The following is a 19666-nucleotide window of genomic DNA, read 5'->3' as shown; positions in this document are numbered from 1 at the left end:
CGCCCGCGCACCGTCGATCGTCAGGAGAGAGATGTCCGGCAGGGATCGCGATCGCCTCGACGGGCGCCGCGCGCTGGTCACGGGCGGGTCCAAGGGCTCGGGCGCGGCCGTCGTCACGAGGCTGCGGGAGATGGGGGCCGACGTGTACGCGACGGCCCGGACGATGCCCGACGGGTACGAGCACCCCGACCGGTTCATCGAGGCCGACACCTCGACGGTCGAGGGCGCGGCCGCCGTGGCCGCGCGGATCGCCGAGGCCGGACCGCTCGACATCCTGGTGCACGTCGTCGGCGGGGCGTCGACGCCGTCCGGGGGGTTCGCGGTCATCACCGAGGACCAGTGGCTCACCGAGCTGCAGCTCAACCTCCTGGGCGCGGTCCGGCTCGACCGGGCGCTGCTCCCGGCGATGATCCGGTCCGGGGCCGGGGTGGTGCTGCACTTCACCTCGATCCAGCGCGAGCTGCCCCAGTACGACGCGTCCCTGGCCTACGCGGCGGCGAAGGCCGCGCTGCGCACCTACAGCAAGGGGCTCGCCAACGAGCTCGCGCCGCGGGGCGTGCGGGTCAACGCCATCAGTCCCGGGGGGATCGAGACCGCGGCCTACGAGCGGTTCGTGGACCGGATCGCCGAGGGCAACGGGCTCACCCGGGAGGCGGCGAAGCAGACGATCTTCGACTCCCTCGGCGGGGTGCCACTGGGCCGGTTCGCCGACGTCGAGGAGATCGCGGACCTGGTCGGGTTCCTGGTCTCCGACCGCGCCTCCGCGATCGTGGGCGCCGAGTACGTGATCGACGGCGGGACGGTGCCGACCGTCTGAGGCGGGGCCACCGCCGTGCTCGACGTCCCGGGTCCGACGCCGTTGCCACCGGCTGCTGCACATCGGCCGATCAGGCGTCCGGCACGATCGTCGATCTTACCTGTGACCTGGTCGGGGTGGCGGGATTTGAACCCACGGCCCCTCGCTCCCAAACCGAGGCCACAGGGTCCGGCACCGTCCGCCACCAGCCGCACGAGGTGCAGGGGAGTGCTCCCGGATGCGGCTCCGTACGGGGTCGTTGCTGTCACGGTTCGCTGTCAGCTCGTCGAGGTGTCGGCAAGGTCGACGCTATGCACGCGGCGCCGGCCGAGCACACCGCGGAGCACCTCGACGACGGCGCGTCCGTCCTGCGCGGGCAGAGCGCATGACAACCTCTCTCCGGGCCGCCGTGCCCGACTGCAACGGGCCGCGCCGGGCGGCGCCGGCCGCCCGCCGCGGGCCGGAGGCAGGAGCGGCGGGCAGGCCGGGCGACGCCCGGGGCGCGGCCGGTGCCAGGCCGAGCCTGGCGGCCCGGCCAGGGCTTGTCACATGTGCTATATCTGTCCGCTCCAAGGACATGAACGCCCTCGACATCGAGCCGGCTCCGCTCTGGTGTCCCTCGTTCCCGAGCGCCGAGCTCGTGCAGCACGCGGCCGATTTGATCCCGCACATCACGGCCAGCGCCGTCGGCGAGTCGAGCGTGCTCACCGAGGGACCGCGCTGGGAGATCGTCGTCAGCCCCGGCGTGTTCCGCGTCCGCACTCGCGACTACGCCCGCGCAGAGCGCACCCACGAGCGGGCCGTCGAGCGGCGCCGCAAGCACGTCGACATCGCGGCCACCTGGGAGGGCGACATGCCCGAACCGCTGCCCACACGCGGCACCATCACGGCCTGGACGAGACGCTCCCGCGCCCGCCTGGTCGAACGGCTCTCGGACCTGGACTACACCTACCTCTACGGCCGGTTCCACGTCTGCGCCGGTTGCCGGCGTGAGTACGACGAGCAGCTCGACCGCTGCCCCCGCTGCCGCCACGCCGGCCGCACGACGGAGGATCGGCGCGGCCGGCTCCCGGCCATGCTCACGCTGACCTACCCCGGCGACTGGCTCACCGTCGCCCCGACCGCCGACGTGGCCACCAAGCACTTCCAGGCGCTGTGCAAGCGCTACGCGCGGACGTGGGGTGAGCCGCTGCGCGGGCCGTGGAAGAAGGAGTTCCAGCGTCGGGGCGCTCCGCACTTCCACCTCTCGACCACCCCACCGATGAGCACGACCCTCCTCCACGACCCGGCCACCGGCCAGCCGATCCGGGTGGACTTCAAGCGCTGGCTCTCAATCACCTGGGCCGACATCGTCGGGCACCCCGACCCCGAGCAGCGCCGCCGCCACCTGCTCGCCGGCACGGGGGTGGACTACGCCCAGGGCATCAAGCTCACTGACCCGCGGCGGATGGCGATGTACTTCGCCAAGTACGGCACCGGCGGGGCCAAGGAATACCAACACCAGGTGCCGCGCGAGTGGCTCACTACCGTCTGCATCTGCACGGAGTGCGGGGCCGGCTACAACTCCTACCGCGACGAGTGCCCGGACTGTGGCTGCCCCGACGCCGACGTGACCGAGGAGGGGAGCGTGGGCCGGTTCTGGGGCTACCGGGGCCTGCACCGCGAGTTGGCCATCCGGCAGGTGACGCCGGCGGTCGGGATCGCGGCCGGTCGCATCGCCCGGCGCTGGTACCGGGCCAAGGGCCTCCGGAAGACGATCAGCGTGCAGCGGGTCGAGCAGTCCACCGGCCGTGTGACCTACCGGCGCTCGACCGTGCGGAAGGAGCTGCTCAAGCATGGGCGCGGGTTCGTCTGCGTCAACGACGGTTCCGAGTTCGCCTCCCAGCTCGCGCGCTACCTCGCCGACCTCACCACCGCTGGTTCTTCCTGACCACGTGCCCGAGCTGGCTCTCCCTCGCGGCGCAGGCAACGCCCGATCAGGAGCGGGGTCGGGCGCATCGGTGGAGCGCCCCGCTGGACGAACGACCGATGCGCCCGGCACCGGTCCTGATAGCCCTTGGGTGGGTCGTGAGGGAGAGCCCAGGCTCTCCTGAGCGGTGCCCGGGCGCTAGGTACGAATCTACGTACAAGTGAGCAATGCCTGAAAGCTAAATTGACCCGCCGCACTTGATGCGCTCTATGACAATCTTACGCCCTTGAAATTGAAGGCGTTGCCGCTGAAATTGACGCAGCTCGACAGGGCTCATTCGTTGATGCACTAGGAAAGCCCGCAACTCCGCATTCTGGCTTGGTCTGGCATGCATCTCGATAAGGCTGACGCCAGCCTGGAGTTGGTCGCGCACATGACTTGCACTCGCGCCGCCTCCCTTCGCCTCAGCGACAACGTATGAGGTGCCACCGGCTGCTGATTTGCTTGTGAGTACGTCGCAGAGCTTCCCGTCAATGTCATGATTCGACTGCAGGGCACTCCCAGAAAGATTAACTGCGTTGTCGCGCGGAAGTATAATGCGGCAGCCGCCCTCGTCGAACTTCGGCAAGCGACAGCAGGGATCTTGAAACAGCGAACCCGGGAAAGAGTTACGAGCCATTCGAGAGCCTGCGCTCGAAGACGACCATCTCGTCGTACAGGCGCTCCGCAACTCGCTCAAAAGATGCGTTTGGTATGCCTGACCGATCAGTAGGAATTTGCTCGACAACGGTACCATCCGCCGATGGCTCGAATCTGTATGCGGACACCGCGTAAGTGTCGAGCTGTTCAACGTCTAAGTACCCGGCAATGCTTGCGGTGTCGTCCGGCATTGCAGCAGCAAGCATGCTGTTGCTAAGTTGCTGAAGGAAGTATTCGCTGTGTGTTGTAAGAGCTACGATAAGTCCTGAGTTAACGAGTTCTACTAGGATTCGCGCCAGGACTATCTGTGCTGAAGGGTGAAGATGGGCTTCGGGCTCCTCGATGATGAGCATCTCGTCGGTTTGAACGATGTTTCTCAGGTATAGAACGATCGGCGCGATCTCGGAGATCATCGAGCTGGTTCGAGATAAGGGATAAGCGCCGACAGGTGTCTTGTAGTAGACTTCGAGGCTGTTTCTTGCCTCCTGTAAGACGATCTCTCCGTCGAGCAGTTCACTTTCAAGTCGCTCGGCTTGGTGCTCGAAGTCGCCGCGCGGCTCAATTTCTAGCTCGGTGAGATTGCCCAAGAACTCCGCCACTACACCACTGAGTGCCGGAATATTCATGGCACGGATGCCGGCGAGTGAAGACTGTCGAATAATTGCACCTGACAAGGCCTTCTGCGACTGCATAAGACCAGACCGCGCTGCAGGCAAGTAGCTGGTTGCTGCCGGCATCTCTTGGAAGCAGGCGAAGTTCAACTCGCGCAATATCTCGCGCAGATGGAACTGTCCTCGCCGGGATGCGCCTTGAAACCGTCGCGTGCGAAGTTGAATCTGTCGCCATCTCGATGCGCTCAGTTCGTTCCAAACTGACTCGATTTCGGGGTGCCGGATCTGCATAGAATTTCGGTGTGCTCCCAGGCCGATCCGGATGCCCCACTGTGGCCGATCAAAGTCCAGTCTGAACGCAGATCTAGGCGCCTTGCCCAGTCTCCGTCGGCGCAATTCTGTTGCCTCGGTAGCGGTGACCCGCTCTATTTCTGGAATAAGAGACCAGGCGTAGCGTGTCAAGCTTTCGTTTAAGTGATCGGCAAAGAATCGTTGCAGGTCTGGCTGCAATGTGTCGAACTTGACTCTGGACTTGCTGCCCATGAGCGAATTTGCCGCTTCGGTCATCTCAGGGTCTAGTTCGTTCAGGCGCAGACTAGTTCTTCCGTACTGGACAAAGGAATCGTCGCGCGCGAATCTCGACAGTAAGGCATGAATGCTTGCCGCCGCGAACGACTTACCGGTATTGTTAAAGCCGACAAAAACTAGCAGGCGACTTAATGGGATCTCGGCTGCCCGAATTGGTCCGAGGTTTTGTATAGTGATCTTCATGTGCAGCTTTCCTTATTCTGTTCTAGTATGGCTGGCTGCAGTCTGTTCGTAAACCCAGGTGATATAGTCGCGGTGACCAGATGTAATCGGCAACGCGATGACGCAGGGAACGTCGTCGGGATGGCTGCGGTCGGCTCGTGCAACGATCTCGGGGACAAGGCTCGCGCGAGTGTGTAGTCCCACCCTCGCCTGCGCCTCGTCGTGCACCTCTCCATCCCATCGGTAGATCGCCCGGATTCGCTCGATGTTATGCCCACATGCCACTAAGCGCTCCTGTACGAGCGATCGTGTGAACTCGGCCAACCACTCCGCGCTCTCGGCCGTGATGACGACCTCGACGCACTCCAACTGCTCAGGGGCCGGCTCGGTCATGACGCACTCGCTTTCTCGTCGCTCCGCAGCTTGTCCATGAGGGCCACGACCTCATCCTTGGTCTTCGCGAGGGCTCCCCACCCGGTGATGATCGGCCCGTCGTAGCTGAGTCCGACCCAGCGACCCACAGCGTTAACACCGTGCTGGTGGAGGGTGAAATACACCGTGCCCTTCGAGCGGATGGCGCCCTCGTTCGCGACATACCAGCCCATGAGGACCTCGTTGTCCCACACGCGCATCTCGCCCTGCCACGTGTAGCCGCCGCCCTCGACGGGGGTGCCGCGGGTGACGGCGACAAACTCGACGGTGTCGCCGCGCTGGCTCATGCGGATCTCGTGGGGGTTGAGCACCTCCACGCCGTCCTTCCAGGACTGCCAGCACGCCCACCAGTCGCCGGTGAGGTCGATGCGGTGTGTCTCGTCGCCGGCCAGCTCGTCGATCGAGATGCCGAGGGCTCGGGCGATGGTCTTCGCGACCGACAGCGTCGGCTGTGTCTCGCCGGCTTCGTAGCGGCGGATCTGTCGACGGTCCACGCCGACCTTGGCGGCCAGGTCGCCCTGGGACATGCCCAGTTCGCTGCGACGGTGCCGGATGACTTCGTTCATCTCCATGTTGTTCATCCATTGAGCAGGGGGACGGTCGTGTCCTGCGAGCCGGACGCTACCGTCCGCAGCTAGAGGTCTGACTTGTCCTTGACAGGGGACGTGTACGTCCTCCACGCTACGGACGTAGATGTCCTCGGTCGAGGACAGAGAAGTCTCACTCGTCAAGGAGTGCAGTTACCGTGATCCAGAACTTCAAGGTCGACCAGACCCGCACGTTCAGCTCCGTCCTGCTGCTCGGCGTCGAGCCGAAGACGGCGTTCGGGGACCCCTATCGACAGGAGACGGCCAAGGACGGCACGCCCAAGTGGGTCGCCCAGCTCGCGGCGGAGTTCCGCGCGTTCGGGCGCCCGCAGCGCGAGCTGATCAACGTCGGCGTCACGAGCGAGAAGGACCCGGGGGAGGGGCTCGCCCCCGGCACGCCGGTCGAGCTATTGGACTTCGAGGTCGGGGTGATGGAGCGCAAGAACCGCGAGGGCCAGGTGACTGGCGTGCAGGTCTGGTACCGAGCCGGGGCGATCCGCTCCACCGCCGCGACCGGCCAGGCGCCCAAGCCGCGCGCGACCGAGGGGGCGGCGTGATGGAGCACCGCATCCCCGACATGGCCCGGGCGATGGCCGAGATCGGCTCCGGGCTGTTGGCACTGCCACTGGACGAATTGCCCGACATCGCGGCGGTGCAGGTGATTACCTGCTGGCCCGAGCGGCTGGCCGTCCGCCTGCAGCTGTCGATGGTCGGCCTCGGCGACCGGGTCGACGCGCTGATCGCCTGGGCGGACGCGCTTCCCGAACCTGCTGCGGCCGGCCGGGAGTGCGAGGACTACATCCGGTTGGAGGTCAGCGGCCTCGTCGGCGGCGTGCGCATCACGGTGTGGGCGCACCTGCGCGGCCCGGACCTCAACGACACGGCGTGCTTCCTGAGCCTCCCGCTCGACGATGAGACGCACCGCTTGTCCCTCGCCAGGCTCCGTGCGCTGGCCCGGCACCGGGCGGAGAGAGTCGATGCCTGAGCGCGCGGCCGTCCTGGTGTGCCAGGACTGCCCACACGTGTGGGAGCCGGCCCGCACGACCGCGACGGAGTTCGCCGCGCTCGTGCGGGCCGGCTGTCCCGACTGCGGCGGCTGGGTCTGGCTAGGAGAGCTGGTCGAGAGCGGGGCGGAGCGATGAGCCTGGAACCGCACACGGCCGCCGTTGTCGCCCGATCCGCAGTCCCGGAGCAGGGTCGGGGACCCGTCGCCTGGTGGCGCCGTCGCCGCGAGGCCCGCGAGCTCGACGAGTACGCGCGCTACCTCGGGTGGCAGTGGACCGACACCGTCGACGGCGCCCATCTCGTCCACCACACGGTGACGGCCGCGCGCATCCCGCACACGTCGGTCCCGCAGCTCGTTGCGGTCGAGGCCGGCCCGCCGCTGACGCTCGTCGTCCGGATGCTGCCGGGCCAGGTCGTCGACGACTACCGCGCCCAGGCCCACCGGCTCGCCGAGGGCATGGGCGTGCCAATGGTCCGCGTGACCCCCTTCCGGCACGGCTGGGTGCGGGTCGCACTGCTCGTCCGCGACCCGCTGACGACCCCGATGCCGCTGCCGTACCGGCCGCCGGGGACGTCGGCGACCGCGCCCGTGCTGCTCGGCGCCGACGAGTTCGGCAAGCCGGTCACGATCTCCTTCGCCGACCGCGTGCACCTGATCGTGCAGGGCCGCACCGGGTCGGGGAAGTCGCGGCTGTCCTACGCGGTTCTGCAGCAGCTCGCGGCCGCGCCGGACGCGCTCATCGCCGGCTGCGACCCGTCGTCGGTGCTGCTCCGTCCGTTCGTCGGCTCGCGGCACGCCCGGTGGCAGTCGCTGGGCGCCGACGTCGACGCACACGCCCGGATGCTCGACGCCCTGGTGGCCGAGCTGGACGGCCGACTCGCGCGCATCCCGCAGCGCGCCGACGTGCTCCCGCTCGACGCCGGTACGCCCCTGCTGTTCGTCGTCCTCGAGGAATGGCTCGCCCTGCTCGGCATGGCCGGCGCGGACCGCAAGCTGCGCGAGCGCCTGGCCGTCGCCGCGCGCCGGCTCGCGGCCGAGGGCGGCAAGGTCGGCATCCGCGTGATCATGCTGCCGCAGCGGGCGGAGGCCAACGAGGTCGGCGGCGGTCTGCTGCGCGGCCAGTTCGCCTACCGGGTCTCGCTGCCCGTCGACAACGTCGACGCGGTCCGGCTGCTGCACCCGGCCGTGTCCGTCCCGGCCGCCGAGGACCACGTGCGCAACGGCCGGCCCGGCGTCGCGCTGTACGACGCGCCCGGCCAGGCGGGGCGCCTGCGCACGCCGTGGATGCCGGACTACTCCGAGTACTGGGACGCGATCGTCACCGCCACCAAGGAGAGCTGATGCCCGAACCGCGCACGACCACGCCGCTGCGCCTGCTCCTCACCGTCGAGGAAGCGGCCGACGCGCTGCGCATCGGGCGGAGCAAGGTCTTCGACCTCATCCGGTGCGGGGAGCTGGACTCCGTCAAGATCGGCCGTCTCCGCCGCGTCCCCGAGGACGCCGTGCACGCGTTCATGCGCCGGCTGCTCGACGAGCGGAGGAGCGCGTGACGAGGAAGGCGAACGCCAACGGCGAGGGCAGTGTGTGGCTGCGCAAGGACGGCCGCTGGTGCGCCGGTGCCTACGTCCGGACCGTCGGCAACAAGGTGCAGCGACGCTACGTCTACGGACGAACGCGCAAGGAGGCCACGGCGAAGCTGGCCGAGCTGCAGAAGCGCCACAACGACGGCATGGCGGCCGGCTCGACGACGCTGACGGTCGAGCAGTTCCTCGCCGAATGGCTCGCCCACATGGCGCACCGCGTGCGCCCGCAGACCGTGGCCGGCTACGAGAACAACGTCCGGCTGCACCTCGTGCCGCGCATCGGGTCCAAGAAGCTGAGCCGGCTCACCGTCCGGGACGTCCGGATCATGGTCGACGACATGCGCGGATCGGAGATGAGCCCGCGGATGGTGCAGTGGGTGCACTCCACGTTGCGGGTCGCGCTGCAACACGCGTTCGCGGAGGACCTCGTGACGCGCAACGTCGCTCGCGGCGTGCGCATCGAGACGCCCGAGAAGGTGACCGTGATCGAGCCGTTCACCGTCGACGAGGCGCGGGAGTTCCTCCGCAAGGCCCGTGATCATCGCCTGTACGCGCTGTGGGCGACCGTCCTCCTGCTCGGCCTGCGGCGCTCGGAGGTGTGCGGCCTGCACTGGTCGGACGTCGATCTGGTCAAGGGCACGGTGCGGATCACCCGCGGGCTGCAACGCACCGGCGGAGCGCTGCAGGAGCTGCCGACCAAGACCAAGCGGTCTCGCCGGACCGTCCCGCTGCTGCCCTTCCTGGTCCAGGTCCTCGACGAGCACCGGGAGCGCCAGGGCAAAGAGCGGGCAGACGCCCGGCACTGGCAGGACACTCCGTACGTCTTCACGTCGTCGGTGGGCACGCCGCTCGAACCGCGCACGCTCACCCGGACCTTCCACGCGCTGTGCGTGCGGCACGGCCTGCGTCGCGTCCGGCTGCACGACCTGCGGCACACGTGCGTGAGCCTGCTGCTGGCGCTCGGCGTCAGTCCGCGTGTGGTGATGGAGATCGTCGGCCACTCCGCCATCGAGATGACCATGAACGTCTACGCGCACGTCTCGCTGGACAACCAGCGTGCCGCGCTCGCCCTGCTCGACGACCAGCTCACGGACGGACTCCGATGACCCGCATTGCTGTCAACGACCGCTGTCAACCGGTCGGCAAGATCGTCGATCTTGCCTGTGACCTGGTCGGGGTGGCGGGATTTGAACCCACGGCCCCTCGCTCCCAAAGCGAGTGCGCTACCAAGCTGCGCCACACCCCGTCGGGGTGAGTGTAGGCGCGCCTCCACGGAAAGTTCTCCGCCGGTCTGAACGCCGGTGCGGCGCACCGCGTAGCACCGGGTGAACCGGCATGAACCAGTCGCCGGGCCGTCTCCGGGAGGAACCGTCTCCATGCGCCCCACCGTTCGTCGGATCGCGATCCTCAGCGCGATCACCACCGTCTCTGTCGCCCTGTCCGCCGGCGTCGCCTCCGCCCAGGACACCGAGGTGCCCGAGCCCAGCTCGTTCACCAGCATGTTCACCGCGATGGCGACACCCGACATGGTCGTGAATGCCGACGGCGTGGCCACCCCCGGTGAGGAGGGCGCCACCGGCACCTTCAACTACCGGATCAACAGCGACGAAGAGATCATCTGCTACGACATCACCCTGAACGGGGTGACGCCGCCCTACGAGAGCCCGGCGCGCACGGCGACGCACATCCACGAGGGCACGGCCGGGATGGCGGGCCCGCCGCGCATCGCGTTCCCGAACCCCGAGGACGACGGAAGCGGCGCCCTGCGCAGCGAGGGGTGCCTGCAGGGACCGTTCACCACCGGCGTGGCGCCCGAGGGCACCGACACCGGGGAGGGCTTCTCGCTCGCCCAGATCGAGGCCGACCCGTCGAGCTTCTTCACCGACTCGCACACCGCGAACTTCACCGCCGGCGCGGTCCGTGGCCAGCTGACCAGCGTGCCGATGGGCGGGGTGGCCACCGGTGCCGGCGGCGCCGCGAGCGAGAACTGGGCGCCGGTCGCGCTCGGTGCCGCCGCACTCGTCGGTGCCGCGGGCGTGGGCACTCTGGTGGCCCGGCGGCGTGCGCAGGACTGATCCGAGGGCCGGCGACCGCCCGGGGACCCGTGGGTTCCCGGGCGGCGTCGTCGTAGCCGCCCTGGTGTTCGTCGCCGGGTGCGGGGCGGCTCCGGCCGCGCCCCCGGCGGTCCCTGTGACGACCGCCCCCACGGCCCTCACCCCGCCCCCGGTCGTCGCCCCGGCCGAGCCTGCGGCCGTCGCGATCCCGTCGATCGGGGTGCGCTCCGACCTTCTGCACCTCGGCCTCGCCGCCGACGGCTCGGCCGAGGTGCCGGCGGACTACGCGCTGGCCGGCTGGTTCCGGGAGGGCGGGCGGCCGGGCGGCCGCGGGCCGACGGTGCTCCTCGGGCACGTGGACTCCCGCGACGGTCCCGCCGTCTTCTACCGGCTCCGTGACCTGAGCCCGGGCGACGCGATCGAGGTCGCGACGGGCGACGGGTCCGTGGCCCGGTACGCCGTCGACCGCGTCGAGCAGGTGCCGAAGGACGAGTTCCCGACGTTCGAGGTCTTCGGCGCCACCCGCGACGACGTGCTCCGGCTCGTCACCTGTGCCGGTGACTTCGACCGCGGCGAGCGCAGCTACACCGACAACCTGGTCGTGCACGCCACCCGCCTGTGACGGGTGCTGCCACCACCGGTGATCGGCATGATGACGCCCTGCGATCGCGTTCCGCGGAACGCCAGGCTGGTCCCACACACCCACGGACCAGGGAGAACATCATGAGCGACATCGTCACGGTCGACCTCGTCGACACCGACGGCGACCTTTGCGCCGAGACCGCCGTCATCGATTCCGACGGCGACGGCTGGGTCGACACCGTCAGCACCGACGTCGACGGGGACGGCTACGCCGACGTGGCCGAGTACGACACGAACGGCGACGGCTGGGTCGACGTGACCGCCGTGGACGTCGACGGCGACGTGGTGGCCGACGAGGTGCACATCGACACCGACGGCGACGGGTACCAGGAGACGGTCGTGACCGGCCCCGACGCGGCCGTCTTCCCGGTCGACCCGCTCGCCTGATCCGCCTGGACGGCCGGCCGGGCGCCGCCGGGAGGCGGCGGCGGGGGTGTCCGCTAGAGTGGCGGACGCCCGGTCGGCCGGGCACCGCGGGCGTAGCTCAATGGTAGAGCCCTAGTCTTCCAAACTAGCTACGCGGGTTCGATTCCCGTCGCCCGCTCCACGCTCCGATCACGCCGGTACCAGGCTCGCGACGACGGCCCGCTGGGCCGCGACGATCTCGTCGGCGACCCGGCGCGCCCGCCCGCTCACCTTCCAGGCCGCGATCCGGGCGATCATCGCGGGGGACGGCGGCATCATGCCGAGCTGGGTGAGCGTCCCGAGGTCGTCGCGGACGGCGTCGTGGGTCACGACCTCCCCGTCGCGCAGCTCGTACACGTGGGCGTGGCGCACCTCCACCCGACGGCCCGTCGGCGGGATGACCCGATCGACCCTGCCGTCGCGGAAGCCGATGAAGGGCCCGGTGTGCGTGCCGGTGAACAGGACGTAGGAGATGGCCCGCCGGTCGTCGGCGACCGTCGACTGTTCCACGAAACGCAGGTCGGGAAGCCCCCAGCGCAGCCAGACGCCGGTGGCGAGCAGGCTCGCCGGCCCGCGCAGCTCTCCCAGGCCGTGCTCGAACGAGGCCTCCCGGTCGACCCAGTCCGGGCTGACGGCCGCGCGCGCCAGGTCGGCGTCGCCGGTCTCGAGTGCGGTGAACTGCGCGCGGATCCTGGCGATGACGTCCACGGGAACCCTCCACTGGGTATACTTGCAGTGTGTTGAGTGCACTTAGAATGCAGTCACGTGTCGGGTGACGTCAAGAGGCCGTACCGGTCGGTCGTGCGTGAGCACCAGGCCGCCAGGACCCGGGCCGCCGTCATCGACGCCGCGGGCGCCGAGTTCGTCGCCCGCGGTTACGCCGCCACGTCGATCGACGACATCGCCGCAGCGGCCCAGGTCGCCCGCCGGACCATCTACGCCATCGGCGGCAAGCCCGAACTGCTCAAGCTCGCCTACGAGACCGCGCTCGCCGGCGACCACGAGCAGGTCCCCGTGGCCGACCGGCCTGCCGTCGCACGGATCGTCGCCGAGCCCGACCCCGTCGCCGCTCTCCATCTCTACGTCGACATGTGCCTGGGCATCGGGGCCAGGGTCGGGCCGATCCACGCCGCTCTGCGTGCCGCGTCGGGCGACGACCGGGTCCGCGCGCTCTACGAGCACTTCCAGGAGCGGCGGGCCGAGGCCACCCGTCGGGTCATCGACTTCCTGGTCGATCGGGGTGCGCCGATCGGTCGGCCGGACACCGCCGCCGACCTGCTGTGGCTGCTCGTCGACCCCGGCACCCACCACGCACTGGTGCACGAGCGCGGCTGGACCGAGCCGCAGATGGCGGACTGGCTGCACGCCACCGTCGCCCAGCAGATCCTGTCCGCGGGCTGACGTGCCCCGCCCGCACCGTCACCGCAGCATGCGGGTGATCCCCAGCGCCGCGGTGCGGACGGCGGGGGCCAGGCGGGTGGTGTCCAGACGGTGGGCCCACCCGGTGATGGACACCGCGGCCACGGCGACACCGTCGACGCCCAGCACCGGCGCCGCGACGCACGCGATGCCCACCGTCGACTCCTCGTGCTCCTCGGCGATGCCGCTCTCGGCGATGCGCGCCAGGTCGCGGGCGAGGTGCCCGGGGGCGACGACGGTGCGGGGCGTGCGTCGCACCAGCCCGGCGGCGACGACGTCGGCGACGCGCCCGGCCGGGGCGAACGCGAGCAGCGCCTTGCCGACCCCGGTGCAGTACGCGGGCATGCGACCGCCCAGCCGCGACGGCACCGACGGCCCCTGCCGGCTGTCGATCTTCTGCACGTAGACCACCTCGACACCGTCGGGCACGGCGAGGTGCACGGTCTCGTGGGTGGCCTCGAACAGGTCGGCGAGGAACGGGGCGGCGGTGTCGCGCAGGTCGCGCTGGCGCGGGGCGAGCGCGCCGAGCTCGAACAGGCGCATGCCCAGCCGGATGCCCGTACCGGTGCGCTCGACGACGTCCCACTCGGCGAGCTCGGCGACGAGCCGGTGCGCGGTGGGTTTGGGGATGCCGGTGCGCCGGGTGAGCTCGGCGAGGGTCAGCTCGGTGTCGCTGGGCCGGAACGCCGCGAGCAGCGTCATCGCCCGGCCGATGACGGAGTTCGGCACCGCGCCCGGGACGGTGGATGGCACGTGCCCGATTGTGTCCGCGGCGCCCGCCCCGGTCCACTACCGGCGGCCGGGAGCGTCCGGCCAGTCGAGGTCGAGCGACCCGCCGACGGGAAGGGCGCGCCACCGGGCGGCGAGCTCGTCGAGCCGGTCGACGAGCTCGCGGAGCGTCGCCGCGTCGACGTCGGCCCCGGCGCCGTCCATCCACGCCCGCACGCCGGGCGGGGTGCGCCGGCCGCCGTGGCGTACCTCCCAGGCCGCCTGCAGCAGCCCGGCCAGCCGCTCCGAGCGGAGCATGTCCGGCCCGTCGGTGCGCTGGGCGTTGCGGCGTCCCCACTTCCGCGTGTACGGCTCGTCCACCGGCCGGAACATGCCCGCGTCGCCCCCGGCGGCGAGCGAGCCGTAGATGCCCCCGCGCAGCCCCAGGTGCCGCTCGACGACGAAGTGCGCCAGGTCGTGCGGGATCTGCGGATGGAAACCGGGAGCCGGGTCGACGGCCACGGGACCGCCCGCCGGGCGGGCCACCGTCACCGAGTAGCGCCGTTCGCCGGTGCGCGTGAACCTGACCTGCACGACCCGACGATAGGTCCGTGCACCGGCCTGGGCGACCGGATTTCAGAGGCGGGCGTGCACCTCGACCGTCGTGACGGCGAGCGGCAGCACCCGTGCCCGCGACGCCGGCACGGGCCTGCTGAGCAGCACGACCTCCGTGCCCGCCGCGCCCGGCCGCACGTCGACCCCCTCCATGCACCCGCGCATGACGGCGAGGCCGCGGCCGCGGTAGCCGGGGTCGCGGGGGGTGCGCCAGCGCCCCTCGTCGCGGACGACGACCCGGACCCGCTGCCCGTCGCCGTCGACGAGGCGGTCGCCCGCGACGACGACCTCGCCCGCGGGCATCGCGTCGTAGCCGTGCTCGACGGAGTTGGAGACGGCCTCGTGCACGGCCAGCACCACGTCGTCGGCCTCGTGCTCGGGCCAGCCGAGCCCGTCGAGCCAGGCCCGGAGCCGTTCCCGCACGATCGACGCGGCGGCGGGCACCCCGAGCAGGCGGACCTGCAGGGTGGCGCTGTCGACCTCTCCGGCTCCCATCGCCGCGGAGTCTGCCAAGGATCGCGGCGGGCCGCCGGACGGAGGTCAGGCCGTGGTGGACGTGGCGTCCTCGACGGAGTCGTAGAGCGCGAGCCGTTCCTCCAGGCCGGTGATCTGGATGGGTCGGACGACCGGGCGGTTCTGGTCGACGGCGATGCGCAGCGGCTCGCCGCGGCGCAGCTCGCTGTTCTCCGTGACGCGGACCAGCGTCTCCAGGCCCGCGGAGTCGAGGAACCGGACGTCGGTGAGGTCCAGGACCACGGGCCGCCCGTCGCCGAGCGCCTCGGTGACGGCGTCGCCGAGGCGGCCGGCCGTCAGCGCCTCGACCTCGCCGCGGACCTGCACCACGACGAAGCCCCGGACCTGCGTGCGGTGGATCGTCATGAGTTGCTCCACGGGCCCGACGCTACCGCCTCCCCCGGTGGGTAATGCCGCGACTCCGGCCGGCGACACCGGTGGTGGGGCGCCGACGGCGTCTGTCACGCTGGGACCCGCACGGGTCGCGGGGGTTCACGGGAGGGACGGCCGGAGTGGACGTCGTGGCTGTCCTGCAGGCCGTCGTGCACAGCGCATGGCTGCTGCCCGTCCTTGTCCTGATGATCGCGATCGACGGCCCCGTGCCGATGCTGCCCAGCGAGACCCTGCTGATGACGGCCGCCGCGGTCGCCTTCACCGACGGCGACGTCCCGCTGCTCGCGGGCCTGTTCGTCGCCGCGGTCGTCGGGTCGCTGGCCGGTGACCTGCTGCTGCACGCGCTGGGTCGCACGTCCAACCGGCTGATCGCGGCACCGTCGGAGGGCAGCGGCTCGGGGTGGGTGCGCCGGCACGTGCTGACACGGCCCGGGACGGTGCTCGTCGGCGCCCGGTTCGTCCCCGGTGGGCGACTCGTCAGCACGGCGGCGGCGGGCCGGTTCGGGCTGCCGCTGCGGCGGTTCGTGCCCTGGTCGGCGGCCAGCTCGGCGGCGTGGGCGGCCTACATGCTCGTCGTCGGCCGGGTGCTGGAGCCGATCACCGGCGGCAACCCGCTGCTCTGCGTGCTCGGTGCCGGGGTGCTCGCGGTGCTCACCGCCGGGGCGTTCGCGGTGGTGCGGCGCATCGTCCGCGGCCGCTCGGGCCGGGCCCGGACGGATCGACCGGCACCGGCGGAGGCTCCCCGTTCCGCCGGTACCGGTCATGAAACTCAACGGCTCCCGGTTCGTGAGGATTCGGGGCTTTCTGGCTCTCCGTCGAGCGGCTGATCACGATCGGTGACCGGTCGAGCGGCGGTTGCGCGGTCAACGGTCACCGCCGAGCGACCGGCGGCGGCCGACCGGCGCGCGGTCCGCGCGCCACTCCCTCACGTGGGGGAGTAGCGGTCCGGATCCGTGGCGAAGGCCGCGAGCGCCGCACCGACCTCGGCGGGCCGTTCCTGCTGCGTCCAGTGCCCGCAGCCGGGGAGCAGACGCGCCTCGCGCAGGTCGGAGCAGGTACGGCGCAGCGTGGCGGTCAGCGCGTCGACGTCGACCCCGGCGACGACCGTGTCGCGGTCGCCGGCGAGGTACAGCGCGGGCGGGGTGATCCGGGCGCCGTGCCAGGCGGCGGTCAGGGCCCAGTTGCGGTCGAGGTTGCGGTACCAGTTCAGGCCGCCGGTGAAGCCGTGGGACGCGAACTCGGCGACGAACACGTCGAGGTCGTGCTCGGTGAGCCAGCCGGGCAGCTCGGGCCGGTCGGCCAGGGTGTCGAGGAACCCGCCGCCGGGCGGGACGACCAGCGGCCCCGCCCCGCCGATGCCGGTGAGGATCCGCCGGAGCGCGCCCCGCGGGTCGGCGGCCAGCTCGGCGTCGGCGGGCCCCTGCTCCTGGAACCACAGCTGGTAGAAGCGTTCCCCGTAGCGGCGCGCGAGCAGGGGCGTCGGAGGGCTCGGGGTGCGGGGGAGGTGGGGCACCGACAGCGCCGCCACCCCGCGGACGCGGTCGGGCCGCAGCAGCGCGGTGTGCCAGGCCACCGGGGCGCCCCAGTCGTGCCCGACGACGACCGCCCGCTCGGCCCCCACCGCGTCCAGCACCCCCACGGCGTCGCCGACGAGGTGCAGCACCGTGTAGTCCTCGACGGCGGCGGGTGCGTCGCTGCGGCCGTAGCCGCGCTGGTCGGGGGCCACGACGTGGAAACCCGCCGCGCCCAGGGAGTCGAGCTGGTGGCGCCAGGAGTACCAGCACTCGGGGAAACCGTGCAGCAGCAGGACGACCGGCCCGTCGTCGGGGCCGGACTCGGCCAGGTGCAGCTCGATCCCGTTGACGGCGACGGTGCGGTGCCGGACGTCGGAGTCGGAGTCGATCACCTACCGCACGCTACCGCGGTCTCAGGGGCGGCGCAGGCGGCGCAGGTGCAGGGCCAGCTGGAGCTCCAGGGCACGGGAGGGGGTCGACCAGTCCTCGCCGAGCAGCGACGCGACGCGGTCGAGGCGCTGGGTGACGGTGTTGACGTGCACGTGCAGCGCCGCGGCGGCCCGGCGGGGGCTGGCCCCGGCCGCGAAGTACGCCTCCAGCGTGCCGAGCAGGTCGCTGCCGCGCCGGTCGTCGTAGTCGCCGACGGGGCCGAGGACGTCGAGCAGGTAGGTGTCGACGTCGCCGGGCCCCCCGACGAGCCCGGCGAAGCCCAGCTCGCGGGCCGAGCCGGCGGGCCGGCCGAGTGCCACCAGCGCGTCGGTGGTGCGCCGGGCCTGCGCGTGGACCTCCCGCAGGCCCCCGCCCGGCACGACGGGCCCGGCGGCGCCGACCGTCAGGCCGTCGCCGAGCCGCCGCGACAGCGCCGCGGCCACCGCCGACGGGTCGGTGCCGGGCACGACGGCGACCAGGTCGTCGCCGTGCGGCCCGGCCAGCCCGCCGCCGTCTCCCGCGGCGACCGCGAGGCCGCGCACCCGGCCCCGGCACACCGCGACGACGTGCGGGACGCCCAGCCGCAGCCCGAGCAGCCGACCGCGCTCCACCAGCGCCGGCTCCGGATCGCCGCCCGTGCGGGCCAGCAGCTCGGTGAGCAGGTCGCTGCGCACCCGCTGGTCGGACTCGGCGGCGCGCAGCCGGAACAGCAGCACCAGCGCGGTGACCATCGCGGCCCGCTCGACGGTCCGGCCCTGCCCGCGGTCGAGCTCGTCGATCCCGCCCAGTGCGAGGGTGCCCAGCCGTTGCCCGGCCGCGCTGACGGCGACCGCCCACCCGTCGCCGACGCGCGTCAGTCGCCCGGAGTCCTCGACGGCGACGGACCGCGGGACCGGGGCGTCGCCGTGGGTCGCGAGGCAGTGGTCGTCGACGTCGAGCACGGCGACCCAGCAGTCCAGCAGCTCGCCGAGGGCCGCTGCAATGTCGTCGACCCCGCCACCGGAGAGCACGACCTGGGAGAACCGGTCGTGCGCCGTGGCCGCCTGCTCGATCCCGGCGTGCGCCGCCGACAGGGCGGCGAGCGCGTCGGCGGTCTCGGCGACGCGGCGGGCCTGCACCAGGGACACCGCCGCCAGCGCCGCGAGCGAGCCCAGCAGCGCCACCTCGTCGCGCCGGAACTCCCGCCGCGTGCGGTGCGAGGCGAACAGCACCCCGACGAACTCGCCGTCGACCAGCAGGGGGGTGCCGCAGATCGCCACCAGCCCCTCCTCCGCGACGGCGCCGTCGATCTCGGCGGTGTGGTCGTAGCGCTCGTCGGCGGGGTAGTCGGGCGTCCAGTACGGCCGTCGGGTCTGCGCGACGAGCCCGCCCAACCCGGCCCCCAGCGGCAGCCGCAGGGCCTGGAACCGCGCCGACACCGACCCCGCGGTGGCCCGCATGAACGTGTCGCCGCGCTCGGGGTCGTGCAGAGTCAGGTAGGCCACGTCGGTGCCGAGCAGGGTGCGGGCCCGCCGCACGATCGCGTCGAGGACGCCGCGGGGGTCGGCCGCCGAGGCCAGGTCACGGGCGGTGTCAACGAGCGCCGACAGCTCCGCCTCGCGGCGGCGGTGCGCGTCGATCCCGGCCCGGACCCGCAGCGCGAGCTCGACGGCCTCGGGATGCTGCTGCGCCTGCTCGGCGATGCGGTCCGCGGACGCATCCTGGGCGAGCAGGCGCAGCAGTTCCAGCGCGGTCTGCGGCACAGTGGCGATGGTGCCACCGTGCCGTATACCCGTCATGCGCGCTCCAGCCGGTGGCCGGGACACGCGATGCTCGAACTCAAGGCTGAACTGCATCCGGGACGCTCGCAGACGTCCCGGAGAATGCGGGCTGTCGGCGCGGATCCTTCCACATGACAATCGAATTGGTCAGAGCGAGAATCGACGGCGCATCGCGGCTCGCGTGTTCGATCATCGTCGCCTCGAGCCGGGAACCTTTGGCTGTCAGGGAGACCTCGTATGCCGAACCGACTACTACTGGGCCGAACAACCGTTGACGAAGCCCTGGGTCTCAATGAATTCGATACCCGACCCAGCGGCCGCACATTCGCGCACTCTGTTCTGATTGTCCCAGGCCCATCCGAAGAAGGCCCCGGCGCCTACTCCGACCGCCACCATCGTGCTCCGAGCAGGCCCGCCAGTCCGGATGCGTTCATGACCTGGCCGTACGCGCCGACCAGTTCCTCGACCTTGCAGGAGTCAACCTTGACGGAGTACGTCACCAGCATCTGATCCAGCGGAACTCTTTCGTTCACCCCCACGCATTGCTGGGCCAGGGCTGACGAAGTGGAGGTCAGGACACCTCCGCCTGCGAGCAGGAGAACCGTTAGTGCCGATGCCAGTAGGCGTCTAGCGGACAGGAAGCGCATGACATCTTCAGACGCAGTCGGCAATGGCTCACAAGATCGAAGCTAACAAGCGACGCGTTCGGCCGCAACCGTCGATGCGGATTGCGAAGCGCCGCGCCAGCGCATTGACGTGTATCGCAGGAGGAAGAGGCGAGCATAGTGTCGCCCGATGGGGTGATCGCGCAATCGGGCAGGAATGAGTCGGCACAGGGCAG

The 19666-nt window shown here is 71.1% G+C and carries 23 protein-coding genes and 2 tRNA genes; 14 read left to right on the top strand and 11 right to left on the bottom strand.

The window, feature by feature from the left end; genetic code table 11:
* Nucleotides 1–31: 31 nt before the first annotated feature.
* On the top strand, nt 32–817 hold the full coding sequence (locus PHY01_RS06750; RefSeq protein WP_141277667.1) for an SDR family oxidoreductase: 786 nt from the start codon (nt 32–34) through the stop codon (nt 815–817).
* Between the two features lie 556 nt (nt 818–1373).
* Nucleotides 1374–2726, top strand: a complete 1353-nt coding sequence (locus tag PHY01_RS06745; RefSeq protein ID WP_141277666.1) for a rolling circle replication-associated protein — start codon at nt 1374–1376, stop codon at nt 2724–2726.
* Between the two features lie 647 nt (nt 2727–3373).
* Here PHY01_RS06745 and PHY01_RS06740 read toward each other — a convergent pair.
* Genes PHY01_RS06740 through PHY01_RS06730 form a run of 3 tightly spaced genes read right to left on the bottom strand, consistent with a single transcriptional unit; the run spans nt 3374 to nt 5778 of the window.
* Nucleotides 3374–4786, bottom strand: coding sequence for an AAA family ATPase (locus tag PHY01_RS06740; RefSeq protein WP_141277665.1), 1413 nt, complete (start codon nt 4784–4786; stop codon nt 3374–3376).
* A 12-nt stretch (nt 4787–4798) separates the two neighbouring features.
* Nucleotides 4799–5158 carry a divalent-cation tolerance protein CutA gene (cutA, locus tag PHY01_RS28175; RefSeq protein ID WP_141277664.1) on the bottom strand — a complete coding sequence of 120 codons (360 nt, stop codon included), beginning with the start codon at nt 5156–5158 and terminating at the stop codon, nt 4799–4801.
* Nucleotides 5155–5778, bottom strand: a complete 624-nt coding sequence (locus PHY01_RS06730; RefSeq protein WP_246085745.1) for a helix-turn-helix transcriptional regulator — start codon at nt 5776–5778, stop codon at nt 5155–5157. The genes cutA and PHY01_RS06730 overlap by 4 nt, the downstream gene beginning before the upstream one ends.
* Nucleotides 5779–5942: 164 nt before the next feature.
* Between PHY01_RS06730 and PHY01_RS06725 the strand changes: the two genes are divergently transcribed.
* The 6 genes from PHY01_RS06725 to PHY01_RS06705 are packed head-to-tail and all read left to right on the top strand — an operon-like array spanning nt 5943 to nt 9479.
* Complete coding sequence (locus PHY01_RS06725) at nt 5943–6341, top strand: hypothetical protein (protein ID WP_141277663.1); 399 nt, start codon at nt 5943–5945, stop codon at nt 6339–6341.
* Nucleotides 6338–6769, top strand: a complete 432-nt coding sequence (locus tag PHY01_RS06720) for a hypothetical protein (protein ID WP_141277662.1) — start codon at nt 6338–6340, stop codon at nt 6767–6769. Before PHY01_RS06725 ends, PHY01_RS06720 begins: the two co-directional genes overlap by 4 nt.
* Nucleotides 6762–6926, top strand: a complete 165-nt coding sequence (locus PHY01_RS26255; RefSeq protein ID WP_170183671.1) for a hypothetical protein — start codon at nt 6762–6764, stop codon at nt 6924–6926. Before PHY01_RS06720 ends, PHY01_RS26255 begins: the two co-directional genes overlap by 8 nt.
* On the top strand, nt 6923–8131 hold the full coding sequence (locus PHY01_RS06715; RefSeq protein WP_141277661.1) for an FtsK/SpoIIIE domain-containing protein: 1209 nt from the start codon (nt 6923–6925) through the stop codon (nt 8129–8131). The genes PHY01_RS26255 and PHY01_RS06715 overlap by 4 nt, the downstream gene beginning before the upstream one ends.
* Complete coding sequence (locus PHY01_RS06710; protein ID WP_141277660.1) at nt 8131–8340, top strand: excisionase family DNA-binding protein; 210 nt, start codon at nt 8131–8133, stop codon at nt 8338–8340. Before PHY01_RS06715 ends, PHY01_RS06710 begins: the two co-directional genes overlap by 1 nt.
* Nucleotides 8337–9479 carry a tyrosine-type recombinase/integrase gene (locus tag PHY01_RS06705; RefSeq protein WP_141277659.1) on the top strand — a complete coding sequence of 381 codons (1143 nt, stop codon included), beginning with the start codon at nt 8337–8339 and terminating at the stop codon, nt 9477–9479. Before PHY01_RS06710 ends, PHY01_RS06705 begins: the two co-directional genes overlap by 4 nt.
* Nucleotides 9480–9542: 63 nt before the next feature.
* Here PHY01_RS06705 and PHY01_RS06700 read toward each other — a convergent pair.
* Nucleotides 9543–9619: transfer RNA gene (locus PHY01_RS06700), tRNA-Pro, on the bottom strand.
* 130 nt (nt 9620–9749) lie between these two features.
* Here PHY01_RS06700 and PHY01_RS06695 point away from each other — a divergent pair.
* The 4 genes from PHY01_RS06695 to PHY01_RS06680 all read left to right on the top strand — a co-directional run bounded on the left by PHY01_RS06695 (nt 9750) and on the right by PHY01_RS06680 (nt 11616).
* Complete coding sequence (locus PHY01_RS06695; protein WP_141277658.1) at nt 9750–10448, top strand: CHRD domain-containing protein; 699 nt, start codon at nt 9750–9752, stop codon at nt 10446–10448.
* 115 nt (nt 10449–10563) lie between these two features.
* Nucleotides 10564–11049 (top strand): class F sortase, encoded by a 486-nt coding sequence (locus tag PHY01_RS06690; protein ID WP_246085744.1) that lies wholly within the window; start codon nt 10564–10566, stop codon nt 11047–11049.
* Nucleotides 11050–11150: 101 nt separating this feature from the next.
* The gene (locus PHY01_RS06685; protein WP_141277656.1) at nt 11151–11456 is read left to right on the top strand and encodes a hypothetical protein; all 306 of its coding nucleotides are present in this window, start codon (nt 11151–11153) and stop codon (nt 11454–11456) included.
* Nucleotides 11457–11542: 86 nt separating this feature from the next.
* Nucleotides 11543–11616 (top strand) — tRNA-Gly (locus PHY01_RS06680).
* A gap of 8 nt (nt 11617–11624) precedes the next feature.
* Here PHY01_RS06680 and PHY01_RS06675 read toward each other — a convergent pair.
* Nucleotides 11625–12182 (bottom strand): ester cyclase, encoded by a 558-nt coding sequence (locus PHY01_RS06675; protein ID WP_170183670.1) that lies wholly within the window; start codon nt 12180–12182, stop codon nt 11625–11627.
* A 93-nt stretch (nt 12183–12275) separates the two neighbouring features.
* On the opposite strand from PHY01_RS06675, the gene PHY01_RS06670 reads away from it, so the two are divergent.
* Complete coding sequence (locus PHY01_RS06670; RefSeq protein ID WP_170183669.1) at nt 12276–12875, top strand: TetR/AcrR family transcriptional regulator; 600 nt, start codon at nt 12276–12278, stop codon at nt 12873–12875.
* An 18-nt stretch (nt 12876–12893) separates the two neighbouring features.
* On the opposite strand, the gene PHY01_RS06665 is transcribed toward PHY01_RS06670, so the two are convergent.
* The 4 genes from PHY01_RS06665 to PHY01_RS06650 all read right to left on the bottom strand — a co-directional run bounded on the left by PHY01_RS06665 (nt 12894) and on the right by PHY01_RS06650 (nt 15107).
* Nucleotides 12894–13595, bottom strand: a complete 702-nt coding sequence (locus tag PHY01_RS06665) for an IclR family transcriptional regulator (protein ID WP_141277690.1) — start codon at nt 13593–13595, stop codon at nt 12894–12896.
* A gap of 87 nt (nt 13596–13682) precedes the next feature.
* Nucleotides 13683–14195, bottom strand: a complete 513-nt coding sequence (locus tag PHY01_RS06660) for a hypothetical protein (protein WP_141277653.1) — start codon at nt 14193–14195, stop codon at nt 13683–13685.
* Nucleotides 14196–14237: 42 nt separating this feature from the next.
* Nucleotides 14238–14711, bottom strand: a complete 474-nt coding sequence (locus PHY01_RS06655) for an ATP-binding protein (protein WP_141277652.1) — start codon at nt 14709–14711, stop codon at nt 14238–14240.
* A 45-nt stretch (nt 14712–14756) separates the two neighbouring features.
* Nucleotides 14757–15107: an STAS domain-containing protein gene (locus tag PHY01_RS06650; RefSeq protein WP_141277651.1), complete on the bottom strand. Its 351-nt coding sequence runs from the start codon at nt 15105–15107 to the stop codon at nt 14757–14759.
* Between the two features lie 143 nt (nt 15108–15250).
* Here PHY01_RS06650 and PHY01_RS06645 point away from each other — a divergent pair, with 143 nt between their 5' ends.
* A complete protein-coding gene (locus tag PHY01_RS06645) occupies nt 15251–15949 on the top strand; it encodes a DedA family protein (RefSeq protein WP_170183668.1) in 699 nt (232 codons plus the stop codon).
* Nucleotides 15950–16047: 98 nt separating this feature from the next.
* On the opposite strand, the gene PHY01_RS06640 is transcribed toward PHY01_RS06645, so the two are convergent.
* Both PHY01_RS06640 and PHY01_RS06635 read right to left on the bottom strand, forming a co-directional pair.
* Entirely contained in the window at nt 16048–17028 is a 981-nt protein-coding gene (locus PHY01_RS06640; protein WP_246085742.1) for an alpha/beta fold hydrolase, read from the bottom strand.
* A gap of 21 nt (nt 17029–17049) precedes the next feature.
* A complete protein-coding gene (locus PHY01_RS06635) occupies nt 17050–18807 on the bottom strand; it encodes a helix-turn-helix domain-containing protein (RefSeq protein WP_246085741.1) in 1758 nt (585 codons plus the stop codon).
* Nucleotides 18808–19666 lie beyond the last annotated feature (859 nt).

Source organism: Pseudonocardia hydrocarbonoxydans, from assembly GCF_006539565.1.
In the GTDB taxonomy this organism is placed as follows: Bacteria; Actinomycetota; Actinomycetes; order Mycobacteriales; family Pseudonocardiaceae; genus Pseudonocardia; species Pseudonocardia hydrocarbonoxydans.
Note: the sequence above shows the minus strand (reverse complement) of the source record. Positions and strands in the feature narration are given on the sequence as shown.

Coding starts and splice junctions, on each gene's coding strand:
- PHY01_RS06750 (WP_141277667.1), top strand. CDS start 32: ATGTCCGGCAGGGATCGCGATCGCCTCGACGGGCGCCGCGCGCTGGTC.
- PHY01_RS06745 (WP_141277666.1), top strand. CDS start 1,374: ATGAACGCCCTCGACATCGAGCCGGCTCCGCTCTGGTGTCCCTCGTTC.
- PHY01_RS06740 (WP_141277665.1), bottom strand. CDS start 4,786: ATGAAGATCACTATACAAAACCTCGGACCAATTCGGGCAGCCGAGATC.
- cutA (WP_141277664.1), bottom strand. CDS start 5,158: ATGACCGAGCCGGCCCCTGAGCAGTTGGAGTGCGTCGAGGTCGTCATC.
- PHY01_RS06730 (WP_246085745.1), bottom strand. CDS start 5,778: ATGAACAACATGGAGATGAACGAAGTCATCCGGCACCGTCGCAGCGAA.
- PHY01_RS26255 (WP_170183671.1), top strand. CDS start 6,762: ATGCCTGAGCGCGCGGCCGTCCTGGTGTGCCAGGACTGCCCACACGTG.
- PHY01_RS06715 (WP_141277661.1), top strand. CDS start 6,923: ATGAGCCTGGAACCGCACACGGCCGCCGTTGTCGCCCGATCCGCAGTC.
- PHY01_RS06710 (WP_141277660.1), top strand. CDS start 8,131: ATGCCCGAACCGCGCACGACCACGCCGCTGCGCCTGCTCCTCACCGTC.
- PHY01_RS06695 (WP_141277658.1), top strand. CDS start 9,750: ATGCGCCCCACCGTTCGTCGGATCGCGATCCTCAGCGCGATCACCACC.
- PHY01_RS06685 (WP_141277656.1), top strand. CDS start 11,151: ATGAGCGACATCGTCACGGTCGACCTCGTCGACACCGACGGCGACCTT.
- PHY01_RS06665 (WP_141277690.1), bottom strand. CDS start 13,595: ATGACGCTGCTCGCGGCGTTCCGGCCCAGCGACACCGAGCTGACCCTC.
- PHY01_RS06655 (WP_141277652.1), bottom strand. CDS start 14,711: ATGGGAGCCGGAGAGGTCGACAGCGCCACCCTGCAGGTCCGCCTGCTC.